Here is a 19134-nt window from a genome sequence, read left to right on the forward strand (position 1 = left end):
AAAGTTTATGTCGCGCTCAACATTCTCATCAAAGCCGACTCCTTCAATGGCGGTGCAAAATAGAACCCCTGTACCTGATTGCAGCCCATCTTCCGCAGCAGCTCCAATTGAGCCTCATCCTCGACGCCCTCGGCAACTGCCAAGAAACCGAAATGAGCGGCCATGGCGATCACGGTTTCCGTCAGCTTTTGGTCCTGCACACTGGTTTCCAGCTCACGGATAAACGCCCGATCGATTTTGAGTACCGACACTGGCAGTTTTTTCAGATATGCCAGTGAAGAGTAGCCGGTACCAAAGTCATCAATCGCCACGTTGAAACCTGCGCTGCTCAGGGCCTGCAGCTGTCTCAGCGCAAGCTCCATATCCTGCATCAGACCGGACTCGGTTACTTCTATTTCCAGACAGCCTGATGGCAAACCGGCAGCCGATGCGAGCTGCATCAGCCAGTCGGCAAAATCAGGTTGGGCGAGCTGCAGCGGAGCAACATTGATCGCAATTGAAAAACGATTATCGACCTGTTCCCGAGTACGCCAACGCATAAGCGCAGCCACGGCTTCTTCCGCGACCCATGCACCAATAGGGATGATTTCACCACTGGCTTCGGCCAGGGGGATGAATTCTGCCGGTGACACCCGTCCATAATCAGGATTTTCCCAGCGCAGAAGCGCTTCCACACCGCATATCCGGTTGGTTTGAAGATCAATTTTGGGCTGAAATGCCAACTGCAGCTCTTGTTTTTCTATGGCTGAGCGCAGTGCGTTGCGCATTCCTGTGCGCCGCTGCAACTGTTGCTCCAGCTGATCATCATAGCCGCGCCACTGTCCTGATGCCGGCGGGAGTGCCAGTGCGGCCATGCGAAACAGCTGATCCACACTGCGTCCGGGCAAGGAGGCGCTGACACCTATCCTTACACCCGGATGCAGAGACATCTGTTCGACCTCGAACGGCTGCTCAAAACAACGCAAAACCGACTGTGCAACAGGGTCAACGGCTGCATCAGAGCTGACACAGCGTGCAAGCAACGCCCATTCGGTACTGTTCCAGACGCCCAAGGTTGCGCCGTTCAGCTCAGGCAAGGCTTGAAGCCGTTGTGCCAGTTTGGCCGCCAATTGATCCGCAACCGAGAACCCGTGGATGCGGGCAATCTCGTCCACACCCTCAATCGCCAGAAACATGACGATGGTTTCACTTTGCGCATCAATCTGCTGCTGCAGCACTTCACGCAGGGCACGCCGGTTGGGCAGGCCGGTCAATGGTTCCTGCCGGGCTTTGCGCGCCAGCTCCTGAGTCCGTTCCTGAACGAGGTGTTCAAGCTGACTGGCCCGCTCCAGCCGTTCGGTCATCAATTTCTGTAACTGCAGGGTATTATTGATCCGCTGTAACACTTCCAGATGGTCAAAGGGCTTGGTCAGAAAGTCGCGGGCACCCAGTTCAAGTGCGCGATAGCGGGTTTCATCGTCAATCTGGGCTGTCAGAATAATCACGGCCGGAGCCTGTTCACCCATCGTATTGAGCTGCTGCATCACATCAAAACCGCTCAAATACGGCATGCGCACATCCAGCAGAACAAGATCGGGGCAACGATTTCCGACCCGCGCTTCAACTTTTCTGGGGTCACAGAGGCCTTCTACCCGGCTGTAACCTTCATCTTCCAGCAGCGCCAGCAGCAACTCCACATTGGCGGTATTATCATCCACTACCAGAATATCAGCATCGATATGCAGCGGGGTTGCAAGACTCAATGTGACTCTCCTTGTGACAGAATATGCCGCACCTGATCGACCAGAGCCTGAATATCAAAGGGTTTTGTCAAATAGTCGACGAAACCAGCTTCGCGCGCACGGCGCCGATTGGATGAGGAGGCTGCAGCCGATATGGCAAGCACTGGAATGTTTCGGGTCATGGGGTTTCGAGCCAGAATCTGCTGGGCAGCAAAACCATTCATGCCAGGCAGGTCAATATCCATCAGGATCAAGTCCGGTGATTCTGAAAAGGCCAACTCCAGCCCCTGCTCGGCATCCATAACACAGGTCAACTGCACGTCTGGCAAATCATGAAACAGATCCTGCATCAAACGTTGATTGGCAGGATTATCTTCTATGTACAGCACATGTTGATAGCGAACAGGTTCCGTTATTTCCCTCGATACCATGGATGGCTCATCTTCGGTCGATGCCACCTCATGGCCGGCACACAGCGGCAACTCAAACCAGAAATCACTGCCTTCTCCTTCTCGGCTGACAACGCCCATCTGACCATTCATCAAACCTACCACTTTACGGGTCAAGGCCAGGCCTACCCCGGTCCCCTCGATACTGCCAGATTCAGCCCCCAGGCGATTGAAGGGCTGAAACAACTCATCCAGACGCGATTCCGGTATACCATGGCCCGTGTCGGATATCGTGATGCGGTACACCCCGTCATCGGGCACACAGTAAAGGCTGATGGAACCACCATCACGGTTGTATTTAACAGCATTACTGAGCAGGTTGATCAGCACCTGTTTCACGCGGGTATAGTCACCCAAAATACAAACGTCACACTGCCCCACATCCGGTAGATTAAGACTGAGGTTACGCTCGTCTGCCAGAGGTCTGATAATCTCGATTGCATCCTGAAGTACATCCTGCGCCCGGACGGATTCAAGAGAGACCTGCATGTTGCCAGACTCTATACGGGCCAGATCCAACACTTCATTGATCAGTTCCAAAAGATGTCGACCACTGCGAATAATCTGCTGCGCCTGACGCCTCTGGCGCTCCGGCAAAGGGGTACGGCTGTTTTCAAGCAACTGCGCAAACCCAAGGATTGAGTTCAAAGGTGTGCGCAACTCATGACTCATGGAGGAAAGGAAGTCCGTCTTGGCCTGACTGGCTGTTTCGGCCTGTTCTTTGGCAAGCCTCAACTCTTCGGTAAAACGCTCCTGCTCACGCAATTGGCGGTGCAAATTGATCAACAAGGCACAGGTCGAGGTAAAGGGTTTCAGCCATTCGACCAAGGCTTCATCGTAATCGTGTTGGGCGTTGGCAATGGCATACATGCCAATCAACTGCCCACGATCAATGATCGGCACACCCAGGTAGCGAGTCAACACCGGATGCCCCTGTGGCAAGTGCCCGTTACGCTCATCATGCAGCATATCGTTGCTCAACACGGTTTCACCGCCAGCAAATACCCGGCCCAGCATGGTATGCGGATTACCCAGCATCATGTCGCCACTGACCAAAAGCTCCATCAAACGCCGCGACTCATCATTCCAGGACAAATCAGTTATGGCATGGATTTTAAGTGCCGGCTTGTCATCCTGAGTAACGACCTCACCGATGAGTGCATATTCACTCTGTGTGAGCTCCTTCAAAGCCTCTTTCAAAAAGCGCCACAGCGTATTTCCGGATACCAACGCCCGGTAGTCGGTCAAGCCCTGATGTAAGACTTCAAGCAAAGCACGCTCTTTCTGCTCACGCTTGCGCGCAGCATGGACATCACGCAGATCGGACAGGATGCCGATAAAGTGACGCCGTTCATGATCATCAGTTTTTGTACCGAGCTGTACTTCGCTGACCGCCAGGTGAACCGGGATGAGTTCTCCTGTTTTATGCTGTGCCTCGACCTCTCGCCCCTTGCCAATGACCTTGGCATCACCGGTTGTCTGGTAGGCATGCAAGAAGCCGTCATGGGCCAAAGCGACCGATTGTGGCATCAACATTTTGACATTTCTGCCCAGCAATTCACTTTCAGGGTAGCCGAGCATGTCGCACACAAATCGGTTGACCTCAAGCATGGTGCCACTCCCATTAATGCGCACTACGCCAGCGGCTGCACCCTGAATAATGGCCTGATAGCGGGCCGAAACCGCACGGTTACTGTCCGCATCCTCAGCAAGCGAGTGTGTATGCTGATGCAGACTGATCAGCTGCTCGACTTGATTGGCCAACAGCCTCAGGCGCTCAAGGGATGCAGCATCAAAGTCTCCGGGACGGGTATCAATCAGACACAGGGTTCCCAGTACAAACCCCGAAGAGGAGTGAATCGGCATGCCCGCATAAAAACGGATGTGAGGCTCACCGGTGACCAGCGGATTGTCGGCAAACCTGGGGTCCTGGCGCGCATCCTGCACGACCAAAGGAGACTGGTTGTACACTACATGGCTGCAAAACGACACATCCCGGCTGGTCTCGGCAGAACAGAGGCCATAGGTAGACTTGAACCACTGCCGATCTCTGTCCACTAGAGACACCAGCGCAATGGGAACATCAAACAGCTCGGCAGCAAGTTGGGTCAGACTGTCGAACGACGTATCACGCGCTGTATCCAACAGATTTAAATCATACAGCTCCGCAAGGCGCTGGTTCTCGTTATCCGGTATCAGAGGGGCCGTCATACTGCCTCCACTCCATTGTCAAAATCTGCAGAAATCACTGGACTGGATTATACGGCAGCCTGCACTTACTGTCTTTGAACAACATCAGCCGCTTAAAGTATCTGAAAACTGCCCGATAGCCTCCACCACGCGCCGGGCATCGGCACGAATCCCCTGCATCATCTGTCCAGCCTGCTCGGCCTTGATTACACCGGCCTCAACCTGATCACGACTGCCACTCATATGGGCTACCGCTTTTTGCGACAGCGTGCCATTCTGCGCCACGACACGCTTGATCTCTTCAGTCGCATCGTGAGTACGGGATGCCAGCTTGCGCACTTCATCTGCCACGACGGCAAAGCCGCGCCCCGCTTCGCCTGCACGCGCGGCTTCTATTGCGGCGTTCAGGGCCAGCAGGTTGGTCTGCTCGGCTATTCCCTGAATCACATGGACAATGCTGCCGATCTCGTCTGACTGGTGACTCAGCGCTCCTATTTCTTCTGCAGCCGTATTGAGTCCGCTGGCGATTCCCTGCACCATGCTGACGGTCGCGCTGACGATATCCGCGCCTTGTGCAGCATTGTTGTCGGTTTCGGCTGCAATTTCGAGCGCCATCCGCGCTGCCCGCTGCTCCGCCTTTTGCTGCTCCACCTGATCGGTCACATCAGAAGCGATCTTGACCACACCGTAGAGCTTTCCGGTCGCATCGAACAACGGGTTATAACTGGCGCGAAGCCATACCTCCCGCCCCGCCTTGTCGTAGCGCCGGAAACGATCCGATATGAATTCACCACGGTTCAGCTTGCGCCAGAAGTCACGGTAGGCCTCGCCGGCAGCATAATCGGCGTCACAGAACAGGCGATGATGCTGTCCAATCAGCTCCTTTTCACTGTAGCCCATAGTGTTGACGAAGTTGCGATTCACCTTGATGATGTTGCCATCAAGATTGAATTCGATAATCGCCATGGAGCGGTCGATGGCGCCCAGAATACTTGTCCGTTCCTGCTCCCGTTTGACATCATCGGTCACATCCGCCGCTATTTTGACAACGCGCACCACCTGACCCGCTGCATTGCGCACGGGGATATAGCTCGCTTCCAGCCAGACCTCATCACCGGACGCCTTGAAGCGCTGAAAGCGATCACTGCAGCCTTCGCCCCGAGCCAGGCTCTGCCAAAACCCCCGGTAGGCCGTGCTGCCGCTGTATTGCTCGCTGCAGAAAATACGGTGATGCTGTCCGATCAGTTGTTCGCGGTCATAGCTCATCACCTTGCAGAAGGGGGCACTGACATCAAGAATTTCGCCCTGAGGCGAAAACTCGATCAACGCCATGTGTCGGTTCAGTGCACTCAGGGTTTCCTGCTGGCGGGCGTTCTGAGCCTCGGCCTTGAGCAGGGCTGATTTATAGCGATTGAACAGCATGTTGTAACCTCGGGGGATGGGATCGTGCCGAACAACCAGACGGTGTTGGACGCGTGGCTGCAAACTCTCACCCGCTTATACAGCAGAGGAATAAAGATAGATCATCGCTACATTAAATTATGTTTACTTCAGAGCAGTTTTTTTGCTGCGGCGGCTGATCTTTTTGTGTCGTTTCTTGTCTCAGGAGCCGTTGAGTGCACCCAATCATGTTATAAAATAACGTTTAATTTTTGACAGATGCTTTCCGGAGGCCAAGATGCGACTTATTCCCCCCCTGCTGTTATGCGCCCTGCTCCCGCTGCAGACGGCTGTTGCAGCCGGCGTACACCAACACGGTGTTGCCCAGCTTGATCTGGTGCTGGACCCTCCCATGCTCGCCGTGTCAGTACGCTCGCCCCTGGCCAACCTGATCGGGTTTGAGCATCGTCCGGTGTCGGAACAGGAGCAGGCTGACTGGGCCAGGCTGCAGCAGCAACTGCAGCAGGCCGGGCATCTGCTGCAACTCCCGGCTGCAGCCGATTGCAGCCTGAGCAAGGTCGCATTGCACCAACCCTTCACCGAAACGGATACTCATGACGGGCACGGGCACTCGCATTCCCACGACCACCACAATCACAGTGCGGATGATGAGCACCAGGCACATGCCGATCTGATGGTGGAGTATCACTATCTGTGCGCAGACCCGGCACAATTGAATCAACTGGAATTACCCTTGATGCAGCACTATCCGGGGATCGAGCGACTGGATGTTCAGTTGATCACGCCATCAGGACAGCACCTGAGCCAACTGCGTCAGGGCGAAACCCTGCTTGAGCTGCCATGAAACCGATCATAAGTATCGACAACCTGCGTTTTGCCTGGCCCGGACAAGCCCCGGTGTTGGAGATTCCGCAATTGCAATTGGCAGCCGGTGAGCACCTGTTCATTCAAGGCCCTTCCGGCAGTGGAAAAAGCACCCTGCTGAACCTGCTTGCGGGTGTCTTGACCGGCGTTGAAGGCGAAATCAGGGTTGCCGAACACGCGCTGGGACGACTGTCCGAGCGCCGCCGCGATCGCTTGCGTGCCGATCGGATAGGGGTTCTGTTCCAGCAATTCAACCTGCTGCCCTACCTGAACCTGACCGATAACGTCAGCCTGCCCTGCTCCCTCTCCGCAAAACGCCGCTCGGCGGCAATTCAGCGCAGCGGCAGTGTAGAAGCGGAAGCGAAGCGCCTGCTGGCACAGCTGCAACTGCCAACGGAGCTGTTTGATCGCCGCGCCGTGGCAGAGCTGTCCATTGGTCAGCAGCAGCGTGTTGCCGCGGCGCGGGCTCTGATCGGCTCACCCGATCTGATCATCGCCGATGAACCCACCTCGGCACTGGATGGCGCCAGCCGCGACCGCTTCATGCAGCTGCTGCTCGATGAGCTGGCTCAGAGTGAGACCACCCTATTGCTGGTCAGCCACGACCCGAGCCTTGCACACTACTTTTCACGCCACCTTGACCTTGGGAGCACGCTTTGATGTTGATTCGACTGGCGCTGCGCAGCTTGGCGAGCCGTCGTGCCAGCGCACTGCTGACCCTGTTTACACTGGCGCTGAGCACTGCACTGTTGCTGGGTGTACAGCAGATTCGTGAACAAAGCCGATTAAGTTTTTTCGATACTGTCTCCGGTACCGATCTGATTGTCGGTGCTCGCTCCGGGCCGGTGCAGCTGCTGCTCTACTCCGTATTCCACATCGGCTCAGCGACCAGCAATATCCGCTGGAGCAGTTACGAAGCCCTGCGTGATGACCCCCGCATCGCCTGGACCATCCCGCTGTCACTGGGCGACTCGCACCGCGGCTACCGTGTTGTCGGCACTCACAACAGCCTGTTTGAACATTACCGCTACGGCGCCAAACAACCGCTTGAGTTTGCGCAGGGCGGACCACTGGATGACCTGTTTTCGGTGGTGCTGGGAGCCGAAGTGGCACGGGAGCTGGGCTACGGTCTGGGTGACGCGCTGATCATCGCTCATGGCGCCGGCAACACCAGCTTCAAGCAGCATGACAACATGCCATTCAAGGTCAGCGGCATTCTGGCGGCCAGTGGCACGCCGCTGGATCGTGCGCTGCTGGTGTCTCTGGAAGGGCTTGAAGCCGTACACCTTGGCTGGCGCGCCGGTATCCCCCTGCCCGGAATGCAGGTCACACCGGATCAGGCCCGTGAGCGCAACCTGACCCCACGTGAGGTAACGGCTGCGCTGGTCGGGCTTGAATCCCGGTTGCAAACCTTTCATCTGCAGCGCGAGCTGAACACCCGCCGCGATGATCCGCTGACGGCAGTGCTGCCGGGGGTGGCATTGCAGGAACTCTGGCAGGTAGTCAGCGTGGCTGAAAAGGCACTGCTGGCCGTATCCGGTGCCGCGCTATTGATCGGTCTGTGTGGCATGTTGGCGGTTCTGCTCAGTGGGGTACAGCAACGTCGGCATGAAATCGCCGTACTGCGCGCGCTGGGTGCATCACCGCTGCGCATCGCCGGTCTGCTGTTGACCGAAAGCCTGCTGCTGACCTTGAGCGGCATGGTGTTGGGCCTGCTGCTGCTTTGGGGTGGCCTGCATTTGCTTGAGCAACCGCTGCTGGAACGTTTTGGTTTGAGGTTGGCTCTGACAGGTCTATCATCCGAGCAGTGGCTGCTCAGTGGTGCCGTTTTGCTGCTGGGCCTGCTCAGCGGACTGATCCCCTCGCTTATGGCCTACCGCATGGCACTGGCGAAAAGCCTGATTCGACGAAACTGATGGAGTATCCGATGCGTGTAACCACCGCCCTGCTGCTGGGCCTGCTATGGCTGCAACCGGTTCAGGCCGCTGATGAGATCATCATCAACGGCGAGGCAGCGCCCGAGGTGAACTGGGATGACCTGATGCCGGAGGACTATGGCCTGTCGCTGGAAGAGTTGTTCAACAGCCCCGAGCTGGATCTGCTGGATGACTACAGCCCGCAGGCGCAACAGATGATGGACCGGATGATGCAGGTGCTGGCATCGGCACCAGTGGTGGGCGAGATGGACGGACGCATGATCAGCATCCCCGGTTTTGTGGTGCCGCTGGAAGGCGTGGGCGATGTCGTCGACCGCTTCTTTCTGGTGCCCTACTTTGGCGCCTGCATCCATGTGCCACCGCCACCCTCCAATCAGATTATCGACGTGCATTATCAGCCCGGCACACGGGTTGAAAGCCTGTACGATGCAGTACTGATCAGCGGCCGCATCACCACTGAGGTGTTCAGTCACGAGATGGGAACGGCAGGCTACCGACTGGAAGCCTTCCGCATTCAGCCTTATGAGTTACCGGAAGATGCCGAGGGTTGGCCCGAATAAGTGCGCCAGAGTATGTAAACGGTCAACCAGCACACACTGACCAGCAGCAGACTCAGCACAACCGTAGCCCCGGCCGGCCAGTCCAGCGCCCAGGCCAAGGCCAGCCCCGCCAGATAGCCTGAAAGCCCGCTGCACAGGGCGGCCCACCGTCCGCCGGCCAACTGTGCCACCAGCGCGGGTGCTATCAGGGTTACGAACACCAGATAAACCCCCAGCAGCGGGACCGAGAGGCTGACCAACAGGGCGAAAACCGGATAAAACAACGTCCCGCCCAGCCAGTCAGGCCGCAGCCACTGCAACAGCCAGAACAGCAGCGTAATGGCAGCAAGTGGCAGCAGATCAGACCCGCTGACCCAGAGAATATCGCCATTGAGGCTGCTTGCCAGCAGATGGCCCGCATGTGGATCAGATGCCAGCAGCAGCAACAAAACGCAGGCCGCTCCGGCGTACAGCAGACCGATGACGGCCTCTCGCTGTTGTGGAAAGCGCCTTGCCAGCAGGCCTACCAGACCCGCACCCAGCACAGCCAGAGCGGTTCCGCCCAGCAGGGATGCCCAGGCCAGCCCCGGCCACCATTGCTGTGCCAGCAAGGCACCCAGGGCCGCCAGTTGCGCCACCGCCAGATCAATAAACAGAATCCCGCGCCTGAGAACCTGCTCACCCAGGGGAAGGTGAGTAAGCAGAACCAGCAGGCCGGCAGTCAACGGCAGCAGCAACAGACCCAGCTCAGGATTCACTCACCTGCTCCAGCAATTGCGTCAGCAGATGATCGAACAGCTGCTCCAGCGTTTCGATACCGCGTTCGGGTGCCGTTGTGGATAGCAGGCCCAACACCGGCAAACCGGTTTTCTCAGCCAGCCAGTGTGCACTTTTCGGATCCTGATACCAGCTGTGTACGATCGCCAGCGGCTGCTCGCCGCTGACCCGCTCCACCAGTGATGCCAGGTGTCCGGGGGTCGGCGGAACGCCCGGTTTGGGCTCCAGGTCCGCAATCACTTCAAGCCCCAGCCAGCGCCAGAAATAATCAAAGGTACTATGCTGAACAATCAGAGTATGGCCACGCAAAGGCGCTGCACGCTCCTGCCACTGCTCCATCCGCTGTTGCCAGTGCAATGACCAGCGCAGATAGGCTGCACGGTATTGTGCAGCCCTGTCAGGGTCAGCCTGCCCCAAACGACTGCTCAGTACTGCAGCAACCTGGCGCAAACGCTCGGGGTCCAGATGAAGATGCGGGTTGCCTTCAGGATGAACATCACCGGCAGCAAAGGGCACATGGTCGAGCTGATCGATGGTTTCAACCTGCTCCGCTGCGAACAGCATGCCCGCACGCCCGGGTTGCACTTTTGGATTGGCTGCCCGCTGTTGCAGCGCAGGCAACCAGCCCGCTTCAAGCGAGGCACCACTGCAAACCGCAAGATCGGCGCGCCGCAAGCGGGCGATCAGGCTGGGCCGTGCTTCTATATAGTGCGGGTCCTGAAACACATGCGTAGCGCTGCTGATACGCGCCTCGGGAGCCAGCGCCTGTGCCAGAGCAGCCCATTCGGGCTCACAGGCAAAGATCTCGAGCGCCTGAGCCGGCAGCGGCACAAGTGCCGCCGCCAGCGCCAGACCGGTCAGCTTAGAACGAATGCGCATCGTGCGCTCCAAAGCTGATGATGTACTGCAGGGTCAGCACGTCATCGGACTCCGCAGCAAAGGTATCGCGCCAGTCCTTGCGTACATTCTGGTTGGTGTACTGCAGTCGCAGCGTCTGGGTATGGGTCGGATTCCAGGCCAACATCACGGCTGTTTCTTCCAATGAGCCTTCATGGAAGTGATCGCCATGACCCATCTGCACATCGACTCGGCCATGGCGCAGACCGGCACTCCACTGAGGTGCAAAGCGGTACACGGCAGAGCCGTACCAGCCCTCGTGATATTCATTGTTGCCGGCATGTTCGTTCGGGTCGGTTACGCGGGCATACTCGGCTGACAGTGTCAGCTGCTGGTTGCGATTGTTGCCCTGCGGCGCCCACTTCCACACCAGATCCGCCAGGTACAGATGTTTGCCGGTGTATTCGGCCCCATGGCTGTGCCCCTCATGATCATGCTCATCATGATGATGATGGTGATCATGTTCCTCTTCGGCCAGGGTACGATTGCGCAGATAGCTCACGCCTGCTTGCCAGCTTTGCGAGTCACTCAGATCGCCGCCCAGGGTGGTGGACAGGGCCCAGGTGCCAATGGTACGACCGCTGTCGGTTTCAGCCAGTTTGTCACCGTCAAAGGCTTCGGCACTGATACGCCAGTACAGGTCGGTCGGCATGACCAGACTCAGGCCCAGACCGTCATCATAGTAGTGACCGCCCAGAAACGCCCGATACAGCAACGGACGCTCGACAAAGCTGTCGGCATGGGGATGCTGTCCATTCAGATAGCCGATATCGGAGAGAAAACGACCGCCACGCAGCGTCAGGCCAGCCGGCAGCGACAGCGTCTGCAGGTATGCTTCTTCAATGCTGAAGTCAGTCTCGTGCTTGTTGGACTCCATCACCGCGGTCAGCTTACCGGTCATCAGGTTGCCGAACTGCTGCTTGACCGCCAGCTCGGTATGACTCAGCCCCCAGCCTTCGGCGCGTCCGCCAAGCGCATTGTCATGAGACTTGTGATAGGCATCGATCGTCAAACTGATTTCGGGGGCAGACAGCTCGGCCTGAGCCGCGCCGGCCAGAAAAACAGCCAAGGGGAGTGTACGTAACAGAGTGGACTTCATTTTCATGGTTAACAGCTTTAGTACGTTGAATGAATGGGAGCGGAATACTATAACTTTTGTTATAACATAACAATATCATCCAATCGTAATAAGCTCAGCGGCTCAAACCATGAAATCTACAAGTTGGGAATGAATCAGGCGAACTGCGACCTTCTGGACAGACTGACCAACTCTGCCGGTACCGGCTTGCCCTTCAAAAAGCCCTGCATGCTGTTGCACTGGTGAGCTTTCAGGAAATCATGCTGTTTTTCGGTCTCGACCCCTTCCGCCAGCACTTCAACCCCCAGACTGCGACCCAGTGCAATGACCGTCAGGATAACCGCTTCATCCTTGGGGTTGCGGCCGATGTCGCGGGTGAAGCTCTTGTCGATCTTGAGTCGATTCAACGGCAGATACTTGAGTCGATCCAGCGATGAGAAGCCGGTACCGAAGTCATCCAGCGCCAGGTGGTAGCCCGACAGGCGCAGCCGCTGCAGTTGCTGAATCACGAAGTCGGGGTCCTGCTGAATCATTGATTCGGTGATTTCCAGCTCGATTCGACGCCGCTCCAGACCAAAGCCGTCTACCAGCGCATTCAGCCGCGCAATGAAGTCGGCCTGCAACAATTGCTGCGGCGAGATATTGATGGCGACCAGAGGTACGTCAAACCCCTGCTCCAGCCAGTGCGCCAACTGACGGCAGGCCTGATCAATGACCTGCCAGCCCAGGGGTACGATCAGCTGGGTTTCTTCCGCCAGTGGAATGAACTGATCCGGCCCCAGCAATCCTCTTTGCGGATGCTGCCAGCGCACCAGAGCTTCCAGACCGCAAAGGCCGCCATCACTGAGGCGAAACTGGGGCTGATAGTGCAGCACCAACTGCTCTTCCTGCAGGGCCTGACGCAGATCCTGTTCCACCGAGAAGCTGTGCATCGCATCCGAGGTCAGCTGTTCCGAATACAGCTCATAGCGGTCCTTGCCACGGGATTTGGCGCGGTACATCGCGGTATCGGCATGCTTGATCAAGCTGTTGGCATCACGCCCGTGGGCTGGACAGAGACTGATGCCGATACTGGCAGTCAGTTGCAGGCTGTGCTCGCCCACGGTGTACGAGCGTCCGGCTATCAGCAGCAGGCGCTGAGCCTCGGCAATGCCGCGCTTGGCTTCGCCCGGCACCAGCAGAATGAATTCATCACCGCCCATACGGAACAACTCGCAATCCTCGGGTGTTTCAGCCCGCATCTGTTGTGCCAAGACCTGCAACAGGCGGTCACCTACCTGATGCCCCAGGCTGTCATTGATCAGTTTGAAGCGATCCAGGTCAATAAACAGCAGGGCAAAAGGACGTTCCGGATTCTGCAGCCACTGGGTCAGCAATTCCTGCATCCGCGTGCGGTTAGGCAGCTCGGTCAGATCATCATGACGCGCCTGCCAGGCCAGATCCCGGGTCTGCTGCTGCACCTGCGCCACCAGCAGTCGCTCGCGGTTGTACATGGAGACAATCAGCAGCGAAGCCAGAGCCCCTATTCCTACCAACAACACCTGCAGGTAAAGTGCCTGACTGATCGGGTGATCCGCCAGATAATCCGGCCCGGCCACCGCTTCTACCTGCCACTCCTGCTGCGCCAGCAGCAGCGGGAAGATCTGACTCAACCGCACCGGCTCCGCTACAGGACTGACGCGGTCATAAAAGGTTTCCCCGAAGCGCTCTGCGGCACGCAGATTGATATGCCGGATGCCCGATTCCTGCAGCGCGGCTTCGAAAAACTGATCAACCGTAAACACGCCGACAATAAAGCCCAGCAATTCGCGCCGACTCTGCAGCAGTTCCGACCCCATCTGGCGATAGACCGGCTGCAGGATCAACAGTCCCGGCTCATCCGGTGCCTGGGTCAGGTTCAGGATACCGGTAGCAACGGCCTGACCCCGCGTCTGGGCCTGCAGCACCCAGCAGCGGCGGTCTTCCAGCGAATACAGATTAAACCCCAGCGCAGCTCTGTTTTGTTCCAGCGGCTCGACAAACTGCACCGGAATCAGTACCTGTTCGGACGGGGGAGATTCGCCATAAATGGCGTAGTCGGGATCACCCAGCAATTCACGCGTGCGCTGCTCGAAGGCCTCGCGTTCGGAGCGCGGCACCAACGGGTCCCAGGAGTAGGCGCGCAAGGCGGGATTGTTCTGCATCCGTGCCGATACCAGATCACGAAACTCCTGCGCTGTCAGATCGGGTCGGCTCGCAATTTGCTGCTCCAGACGGGTCAGATCACGCAGATTCTGTTGGATGGTTGCCTGTATGCGTGCATCGATGAGTTGAACGTCCTGACGAAAACTGCGCTCCAGCAGGCTGGAAAGGTGTGCCAGGTAATATTGATTGATCACCACCAGCGCCAGCAGCGTACCCAACAGCCGGATCGACAGTATCCAGCGCCGAGGGGCGCTGTCTGCGCGAGTCGCCGGCAGCAGGGACAGAAACAATGGCGTACCGAACACGGTTCCGAAGCTGTCCCCCAGCCACCAGCTGACCCAATCCAGCATCAGACCGAGGCTGCCGCCGGATTGATTGATATAGGTAACCGCCAGCGTTCCCAGGGTTGCATTGATGGTACAGGTCAGGACACCGGCAAAGAGCAGATAGCGCAGCATCCAATGCTCGCGGGCAGGCACCAGCGGGTCAATTTTCAGGCGATCAATCAGCCAGGCGGCCAGCGCCGTTTGTACACTGGCCCCGGTGGCAATCACCAGTGCTGTCAGCAGGTGGGTCTGTTCCGGCAGCACCCAGCCGTTAGGCAGAATCAGGTTGACCGACAGACTGCCGAGCCAAACCCCCGGCAACAGGGAGAAGCCATGACGCAGCACGACCGCAAGCGCGAGCCCGGCCGGAAGCCACAGAGGCACGATCTGATCATGCAGGCCGGTAGCGGAAAAACTCAGACCCAGCATGAGATAAGCCAGCGCCAGCAACAGATTGCTGACGACTCGACCGGAGCTGTGACACACGGCAGATGAATTCACAGTATCCACTGCACTCCCTGCAGGTCAGGCGATTGAAGCCCGAGTATTAAACGTCTGATCGATCATACATCAAAAGCCGACAGGTTGAATCCCTCAGGTTTGTTGCAGATCAGGGCCATCCTGTTTAAGCAGCGACTCCAGTTCGGCCACCGGCAACGGTCGGCTGCCCAGATAGCCCTGATACTGATGACAGCCCAACTCCTCCAGCAGGGCGCGCTGGGTTTCCAGTTCGACGCCTTCCGCCAGCACCCTCAGACCCAGCTTGTGCCCCAGTACAATAATGGTTTCAACGATGGCGCGGGCCTCATCGCTTTCCAGCAGATCATCGGTAAATGACTTGTCGATCTTGAGCAGATCCAGCGGGAAACGCTTCAGATAGGCCAGTGACGAGTATCCGGTACCAAAGTCATCAATGGCCAGGCGTACACCGAGGCTACGCAATTCTCCGAGCATCGACACCGGTTCCAGATTGGGTGCCATCAGCGCGCCCTCGGTCAGCTCAAGCTCCAGCAGCTCAGGCGCAATGCCGGTGCGCTCCAGTGCCTTGGCCACCTCATCGGGCAGGCTGTGATAGCGCAGCTGCTGCGGCGATACATTGACCGCCACGCGCGGAATCTGCAGCCCTGCCGCCTGCCAGCGTGCGATCTGGTCACAGGCTTCATTGAGTATCCAGCGGCCGATATGGTCAATCAGCACGGTCTGCTCGGCCAGCGAGATAAACTCGGCCGGCGAGATCAGTCCCCGCTCCGGATCTTCCCAGCGTACAAGGGCCTCAACCCCAGTGATTTCACCACTTTCAAGCGACCACTGCGGCTGGTAGTACAGCCTGAGCTCATTGGCCTCGATCGCCCTGCCAAGCCTTTGCTCCAGCTCTATTCGCTGCCGCGCCGCCTGTGTCAGGTCATCACTGTAGAAACTCAGACTGCCGCGCCGCTCCTTGGCCCTGAACAGGGCGGCATCGGCCTGCTGCAGCAGATCCTCGGGCTTCTGCCGCACCTGAGTGACAAGACTGATGCCGATGCTGGCACCGATACGGACCTCCACCCCGTCACTCAGGGTAAAGCTGCCGTCAAACTGTCGAATCAGGCTCAGGGCTACGTTGGCCGCATCGCCGCCACTGCCCACATCGTCCAGCAGCACGGCAAACTCATCCCCGCCCAGGCGGAACAGCATATCCTCTTCGCGCAGGCGCAGCTTCAGCCGTTTGGCCGCCTGCTGCAGCAGCTGGTCACCCATCAAGTGACCAAAGCTGTCATTCACATCCTTGAAGTTGTCCAGATCAATCATCAGCAGCGCCGAAACTCGCGTGTGACGGCGATTGTACTGAATGCAATGCTCCAGCTGGGTGAACAGCATCTGCCGGTTGGGCAGCCCGGTCAGCGGGTCGTGCAGCGCTTGATATTCCAGCCGCGATTCACTTTCTCTGAGTCGACTCAGGTCGGTGTACACACCGACGTAATGGCTGATCTCCGCACGCGGGTCGCGTACCACACTGATGCTGAGCAGGGCCGGAAAGACTTCGCCATTGCGTCTGCGGCTCATGATTTCGCCCTGCCAGTGGCCGGATTCATCCAGCGACTGCCACATGTGGCGGTAAAACGCCTGATCGTGCTGCCCGGATGCAAACTGGTGCGGTGTCTTGCCGTTCAGCTCCTGCTCGGACCAGCCGAACATTTCGCCAAAGGCCGGGTTGATCTGAATGATGCGCTGCTGTGCATCGGTCACAACGACCGCCTCACGGGTGCTGTCCAGTACCGCCGAAGCACGTTCCAGACGCGCTTCCTGTTGCTGACGCTCGGTAACATCGGTCAATACGCCCTCTATGTGCAGAATATTGCCCCGCAGGTCCCGCTGCACATGGGTATGGTCTTCCACCCAGATCACATCACCATTGCCAAGCTGCAATCGATACAACTGCTGATATTCGTTCTCGTGCCGTTTCAAGTGACCGGCCACTTCCGCCGCGATGGTCGCGCGGTCATCGGGATGAATCAGTTGCTCGTAGTTGAACTCGCCGGCCATCAGGGTGGCCGGCTCAATCCCCCAGAGCCGCACGTTGTCAGAGACATAGGTCACCGGCCAGCCCTCCTTGTTGTCCCAGCGCATCAGCACCACGGGGCTGGCATTGATCACTTGGTTGGCACTTTCAAGCGCCTGATCACGAAAGTAGTTGGCGAGGGCAAAGCTGATGTCGTGGCTCAGTTCATCCAGTGTATCCACCACCTCGTCACTGAAAAAGTCCGGTTCACTGGCATAGAGGGTCATCACTTTCATCGCGCCGCGATCATCCGTGATCGGCAACACTATGGCGGCATGGATATCATGCCGTCGCGCCAGCTGATACCAGGGTTGAAAACGGGGGTCGGCAAAAACATTGTTGGCCAGCATCCGCTCACCCTGACGGATGGCCGCCATGGTCAGCCCCTGTTCGGGGTAGTTGCGGCAGAGTTGTATCAACATTGGCAGGCTTTCACCGCCGAGCCCTGCACTGGCAAGAGGCTTGAGTTGCCCCTTGTCATCGACCTGAGCGATCCAGGCAAATCGCAGCTTGCCAAAACGCACGGCAATGTCACAGGCACTCTGGAAGATCCGATCCGGTGCATGGCGGCGCACAATCATCTGGTTGGTCTGCGACAGCATGTTGTACAGATTGGCCTGACGCTGAATCAGCGCTTCGCTGTGCTTCTGCTGCGAAATATCCTGCATCATTGCCAGCATCCAGCCACCGTCGCTTTCGCGCTCCATCTGTACATCCAGTTTTATCTCCACCAGATGCCCTGCCGCATGTCGCAGCTGCTTTTCCATCTGGTAACCATCCCTGATGCCTTCCAGCACCGCCTGGTAAAGATACTCCTCTTCTTCAAGCACCTTTGGCGGGGTCAGCTCGCGCCAGTCCATGGCCATCAGTTGTTCTCGCGGATACCCCAGCAGCCGCACCAGTTCGTCGTTAACCCTTACCCAGCGTTTGGCCAGCGGGTCATAGATGCCCATGCCGATCAGGGGCAACTCGTAGAAGCGCTGCAGAATACGGTCTCTGGCATCCAGTTCTGCCCGCGCCTGCAGGCTGAGTTGCAGCCGCTGCTGGCGCCAGAACAGCAGCAGCACAACGCCCACCACCAGCATGAACAGCATGCCGATCAGCAGAATCCACTGCAGCAGGGTGTCAAGTGGTGCCAGCACCTCCTCCAGATCACGCTCCACCACCAGAGTCCAGGGCGTGTCCGGTATCTGCCGGTAGGCTGACAACACCGAAACACCCCGATAATCCTTGCCGACGGCCTCACCCGAATTGCCGGACGCGACCGCCATCACGGCCACCACATCCTGATTGAACAGCGGCAGAGCCTGAGTGGCCGGGGCAGCATCGGTAAATTTGAGCGGTGACAGATAGACGGCGCTGTCACCTCTGGCCTGCAACAATTGCAGCTCCAGTGTGTCATGACTGAGCAGCCAGTCGGACAACAGCGGCTGCAACGCACTTTCGAACGGTGCGAAAAGCTCCAGCGCGATGCGATCACCGTGGCTGGGGCGGGCAAGCCGTACCCACAGCTGCCCGCTCTGATCCTGCATCAGCTGCAGCCAGTCTCGCTGAGTGATACGGAAGGGTCTTAGTGCAGGGCTGTCGGTCGAGGCCTCGGGGGCCGCACCCAACTGCATGGCATCCTGTCCCGGCAGGCTGATACGGGCACCGGCAAAACCCAGCCCCAGCACCAGATCCGAGACGGCCTGCTGCATCTGCGCAAACCGCTCCGATTCCGGTGCAAGATGGCCCGCACCGGTTTCCAACAGGCTTTCAAGGGCACCCAGCTCGCGGCTGCCCTGCTCCAACCACTGCCGAATCTGATCCCGCTTCTGGTCCGCTCGATGACTCAGCTGCTCCAGTTCGCGCTGCTGCAGCTCCGGCCCATGAAGCCGGGTCACGGACACCCCAAGCAGAGGGACAACAAGCAGTAACACGATGAATGCCAACACCACCTGATGTTGATGACCGGATCGGGAGGGTAAATCGGACCTGTCGGCCGCATAGCGCGTCAATGCCAGAAATATCAGGCCGGCACTGACCAGGACAAACGCAACACCCTTGTAGCGACTGACTTCGGCAAAACGCTCGATATCGACGGCCAGATAGCCTAACCACTGATCACTGAACAAAATCCACAATACGCCCAATACGGCATAAAGCAGCGACAGTATCAGTGGTGATCGCAAGGTTGAAAGCAGCATCCTGTCATCTTTCCCGGCCCAAAAGCATTGAGAATCAAATCTACCC

The 19134-nt window shown here is 57.9% G+C and carries 12 protein-coding genes; 4 read left to right on the forward strand and 8 right to left on the reverse strand.

All coding sequences use genetic code 11. The annotated features are described in order from the left end of the window. Positions 1 to 5: 5 nt before the first annotated feature. The 3 genes from ABIE61_RS10145 to ABIE61_RS10155 form a co-directional block, all read right to left on the reverse strand. On the reverse strand, positions 6 to 1742 hold the full coding sequence (locus ABIE61_RS10145; protein ID WP_354409104.1) for a GGDEF/EAL domain-containing response regulator: 1737 nt from the start codon (positions 1740 to 1742) through the stop codon (positions 6 to 8). Next, the gene (locus ABIE61_RS10150) at positions 1739 to 4381 is read right to left on the reverse strand and encodes a GAF domain-containing protein (protein ID WP_354409107.1); all 2643 of its coding nucleotides are present in this window, start codon (positions 4379 to 4381) and stop codon (positions 1739 to 1741) included. Before ABIE61_RS10150 ends, ABIE61_RS10145 begins: the two co-directional genes overlap by 4 nt. Positions 4382 to 4465: 84 nt before the next feature. Then, positions 4466 to 5782, reverse strand: a complete 1317-nt coding sequence (locus ABIE61_RS10155) for a methyl-accepting chemotaxis protein (protein WP_354409110.1) — start codon at positions 5780 to 5782, stop codon at positions 4466 to 4468. Positions 5783 to 6038: 256 nt separating this feature from the next. Between ABIE61_RS10155 and ABIE61_RS10160 the strand changes: the two genes are divergently transcribed. From ABIE61_RS10160 to ABIE61_RS10175, 4 genes are read left to right on the forward strand one after another with little or no spacing between them, the layout of a single operon-like run. Further along, positions 6039 to 6605: a ZrgA family zinc uptake protein gene (locus ABIE61_RS10160; protein WP_354409113.1), complete on the forward strand. Its 567-nt coding sequence runs from the start codon at positions 6039 to 6041 to the stop codon at positions 6603 to 6605. After that, positions 6602 to 7285: an ATP-binding cassette domain-containing protein gene (locus tag ABIE61_RS10165; protein WP_354409115.1), complete on the forward strand. Its 684-nt coding sequence runs from the start codon at positions 6602 to 6604 to the stop codon at positions 7283 to 7285. The genes ABIE61_RS10160 and ABIE61_RS10165 overlap by 4 nt, the downstream gene beginning before the upstream one ends. After that, positions 7285 to 8541, forward strand: coding sequence for an ABC transporter permease (locus ABIE61_RS10170; protein WP_354409118.1), 1257 nt, complete (start codon positions 7285 to 7287; stop codon positions 8539 to 8541). The genes ABIE61_RS10165 and ABIE61_RS10170 overlap by 1 nt, the downstream gene beginning before the upstream one ends. Positions 8542 to 8552: 11 nt before the next feature. Continuing rightward, positions 8553 to 9122 (forward strand): DUF3299 domain-containing protein, encoded by a 570-nt coding sequence (locus ABIE61_RS10175; protein ID WP_354409121.1) that lies wholly within the window; start codon positions 8553 to 8555, stop codon positions 9120 to 9122. Here ABIE61_RS10175 and ABIE61_RS10180 read toward each other — a convergent pair. The 5 genes from ABIE61_RS10180 to ABIE61_RS10200 form a co-directional block, all read right to left on the reverse strand. Further along, on the reverse strand, positions 9083 to 9859 hold the full coding sequence (locus ABIE61_RS10180; RefSeq protein ID WP_354409123.1) for a metal ABC transporter permease: 777 nt from the start codon (positions 9857 to 9859) through the stop codon (positions 9083 to 9085). The genes ABIE61_RS10175 and ABIE61_RS10180 overlap by 40 nt on opposite strands. Then, positions 9849 to 10757: a metal ABC transporter substrate-binding protein gene (locus ABIE61_RS10185; RefSeq protein WP_354409126.1), complete on the reverse strand. Its 909-nt coding sequence runs from the start codon at positions 10755 to 10757 to the stop codon at positions 9849 to 9851. The genes ABIE61_RS10180 and ABIE61_RS10185 overlap by 11 nt, the downstream gene beginning before the upstream one ends. Beyond that, a complete protein-coding gene (locus tag ABIE61_RS10190) occupies positions 10741 to 11880 on the reverse strand; it encodes a putative porin (RefSeq protein WP_354409129.1) in 1140 nt (379 codons plus the stop codon). The genes ABIE61_RS10185 and ABIE61_RS10190 overlap by 17 nt, the downstream gene beginning before the upstream one ends. A gap of 128 nt (positions 11881 to 12008) precedes the next feature. After that, positions 12009 to 14873 (reverse strand): bifunctional diguanylate cyclase/phosphodiesterase, encoded by a 2865-nt coding sequence (locus tag ABIE61_RS10195; protein ID WP_354409131.1) that lies wholly within the window; start codon positions 14871 to 14873, stop codon positions 12009 to 12011. A gap of 84 nt (positions 14874 to 14957) precedes the next feature. Then, a complete protein-coding gene (locus ABIE61_RS10200) occupies positions 14958 to 19088 on the reverse strand; it encodes an EAL domain-containing protein (protein WP_354409134.1) in 4131 nt (1376 codons plus the stop codon). Between the last annotated feature and the right edge of the window lie 46 nt (positions 19089 to 19134).

It is taken from the genome of Marinobacterium sp. MBR-111, from assembly GCF_040547585.1.
GTDB classification, from domain to species: domain Bacteria; phylum Pseudomonadota; class Gammaproteobacteria; order Pseudomonadales; family Balneatricaceae; genus Marinobacterium; species Marinobacterium iners.

Coding starts and splice junctions, on each gene's coding strand:
- ABIE61_RS10200 (WP_354409134.1), bottom strand. CDS start 19,088: ATGCTGCTTTCAACCTTGCGATCACCACTGATACTGTCGCTGCTTTAT.
- ABIE61_RS10150 (WP_354409107.1), bottom strand. CDS start 4,381: ATGACGGCCCCTCTGATACCGGATAACGAGAACCAGCGCCTTGCGGAG.
- ABIE61_RS10155 (WP_354409110.1), bottom strand. CDS start 5,782: ATGCTGTTCAATCGCTATAAATCAGCCCTGCTCAAGGCCGAGGCTCAG.
- ABIE61_RS10165 (WP_354409115.1), top strand. CDS start 6,602: ATGAAACCGATCATAAGTATCGACAACCTGCGTTTTGCCTGGCCCGGA.
- ABIE61_RS10175 (WP_354409121.1), top strand. CDS start 8,553: ATGCGTGTAACCACCGCCCTGCTGCTGGGCCTGCTATGGCTGCAACCG.
- ABIE61_RS10190 (WP_354409129.1), bottom strand. CDS start 11,880: ATGAAAATGAAGTCCACTCTGTTACGTACACTCCCCTTGGCTGTTTTT.
- ABIE61_RS10170 (WP_354409118.1), top strand. CDS start 7,285: ATGTTGATTCGACTGGCGCTGCGCAGCTTGGCGAGCCGTCGTGCCAGC.
- ABIE61_RS10185 (WP_354409126.1), bottom strand. CDS start 10,757: ATGCGCATTCGTTCTAAGCTGACCGGTCTGGCGCTGGCGGCGGCACTT.
- ABIE61_RS10160 (WP_354409113.1), top strand. CDS start 6,039: ATGCGACTTATTCCCCCCCTGCTGTTATGCGCCCTGCTCCCGCTGCAG.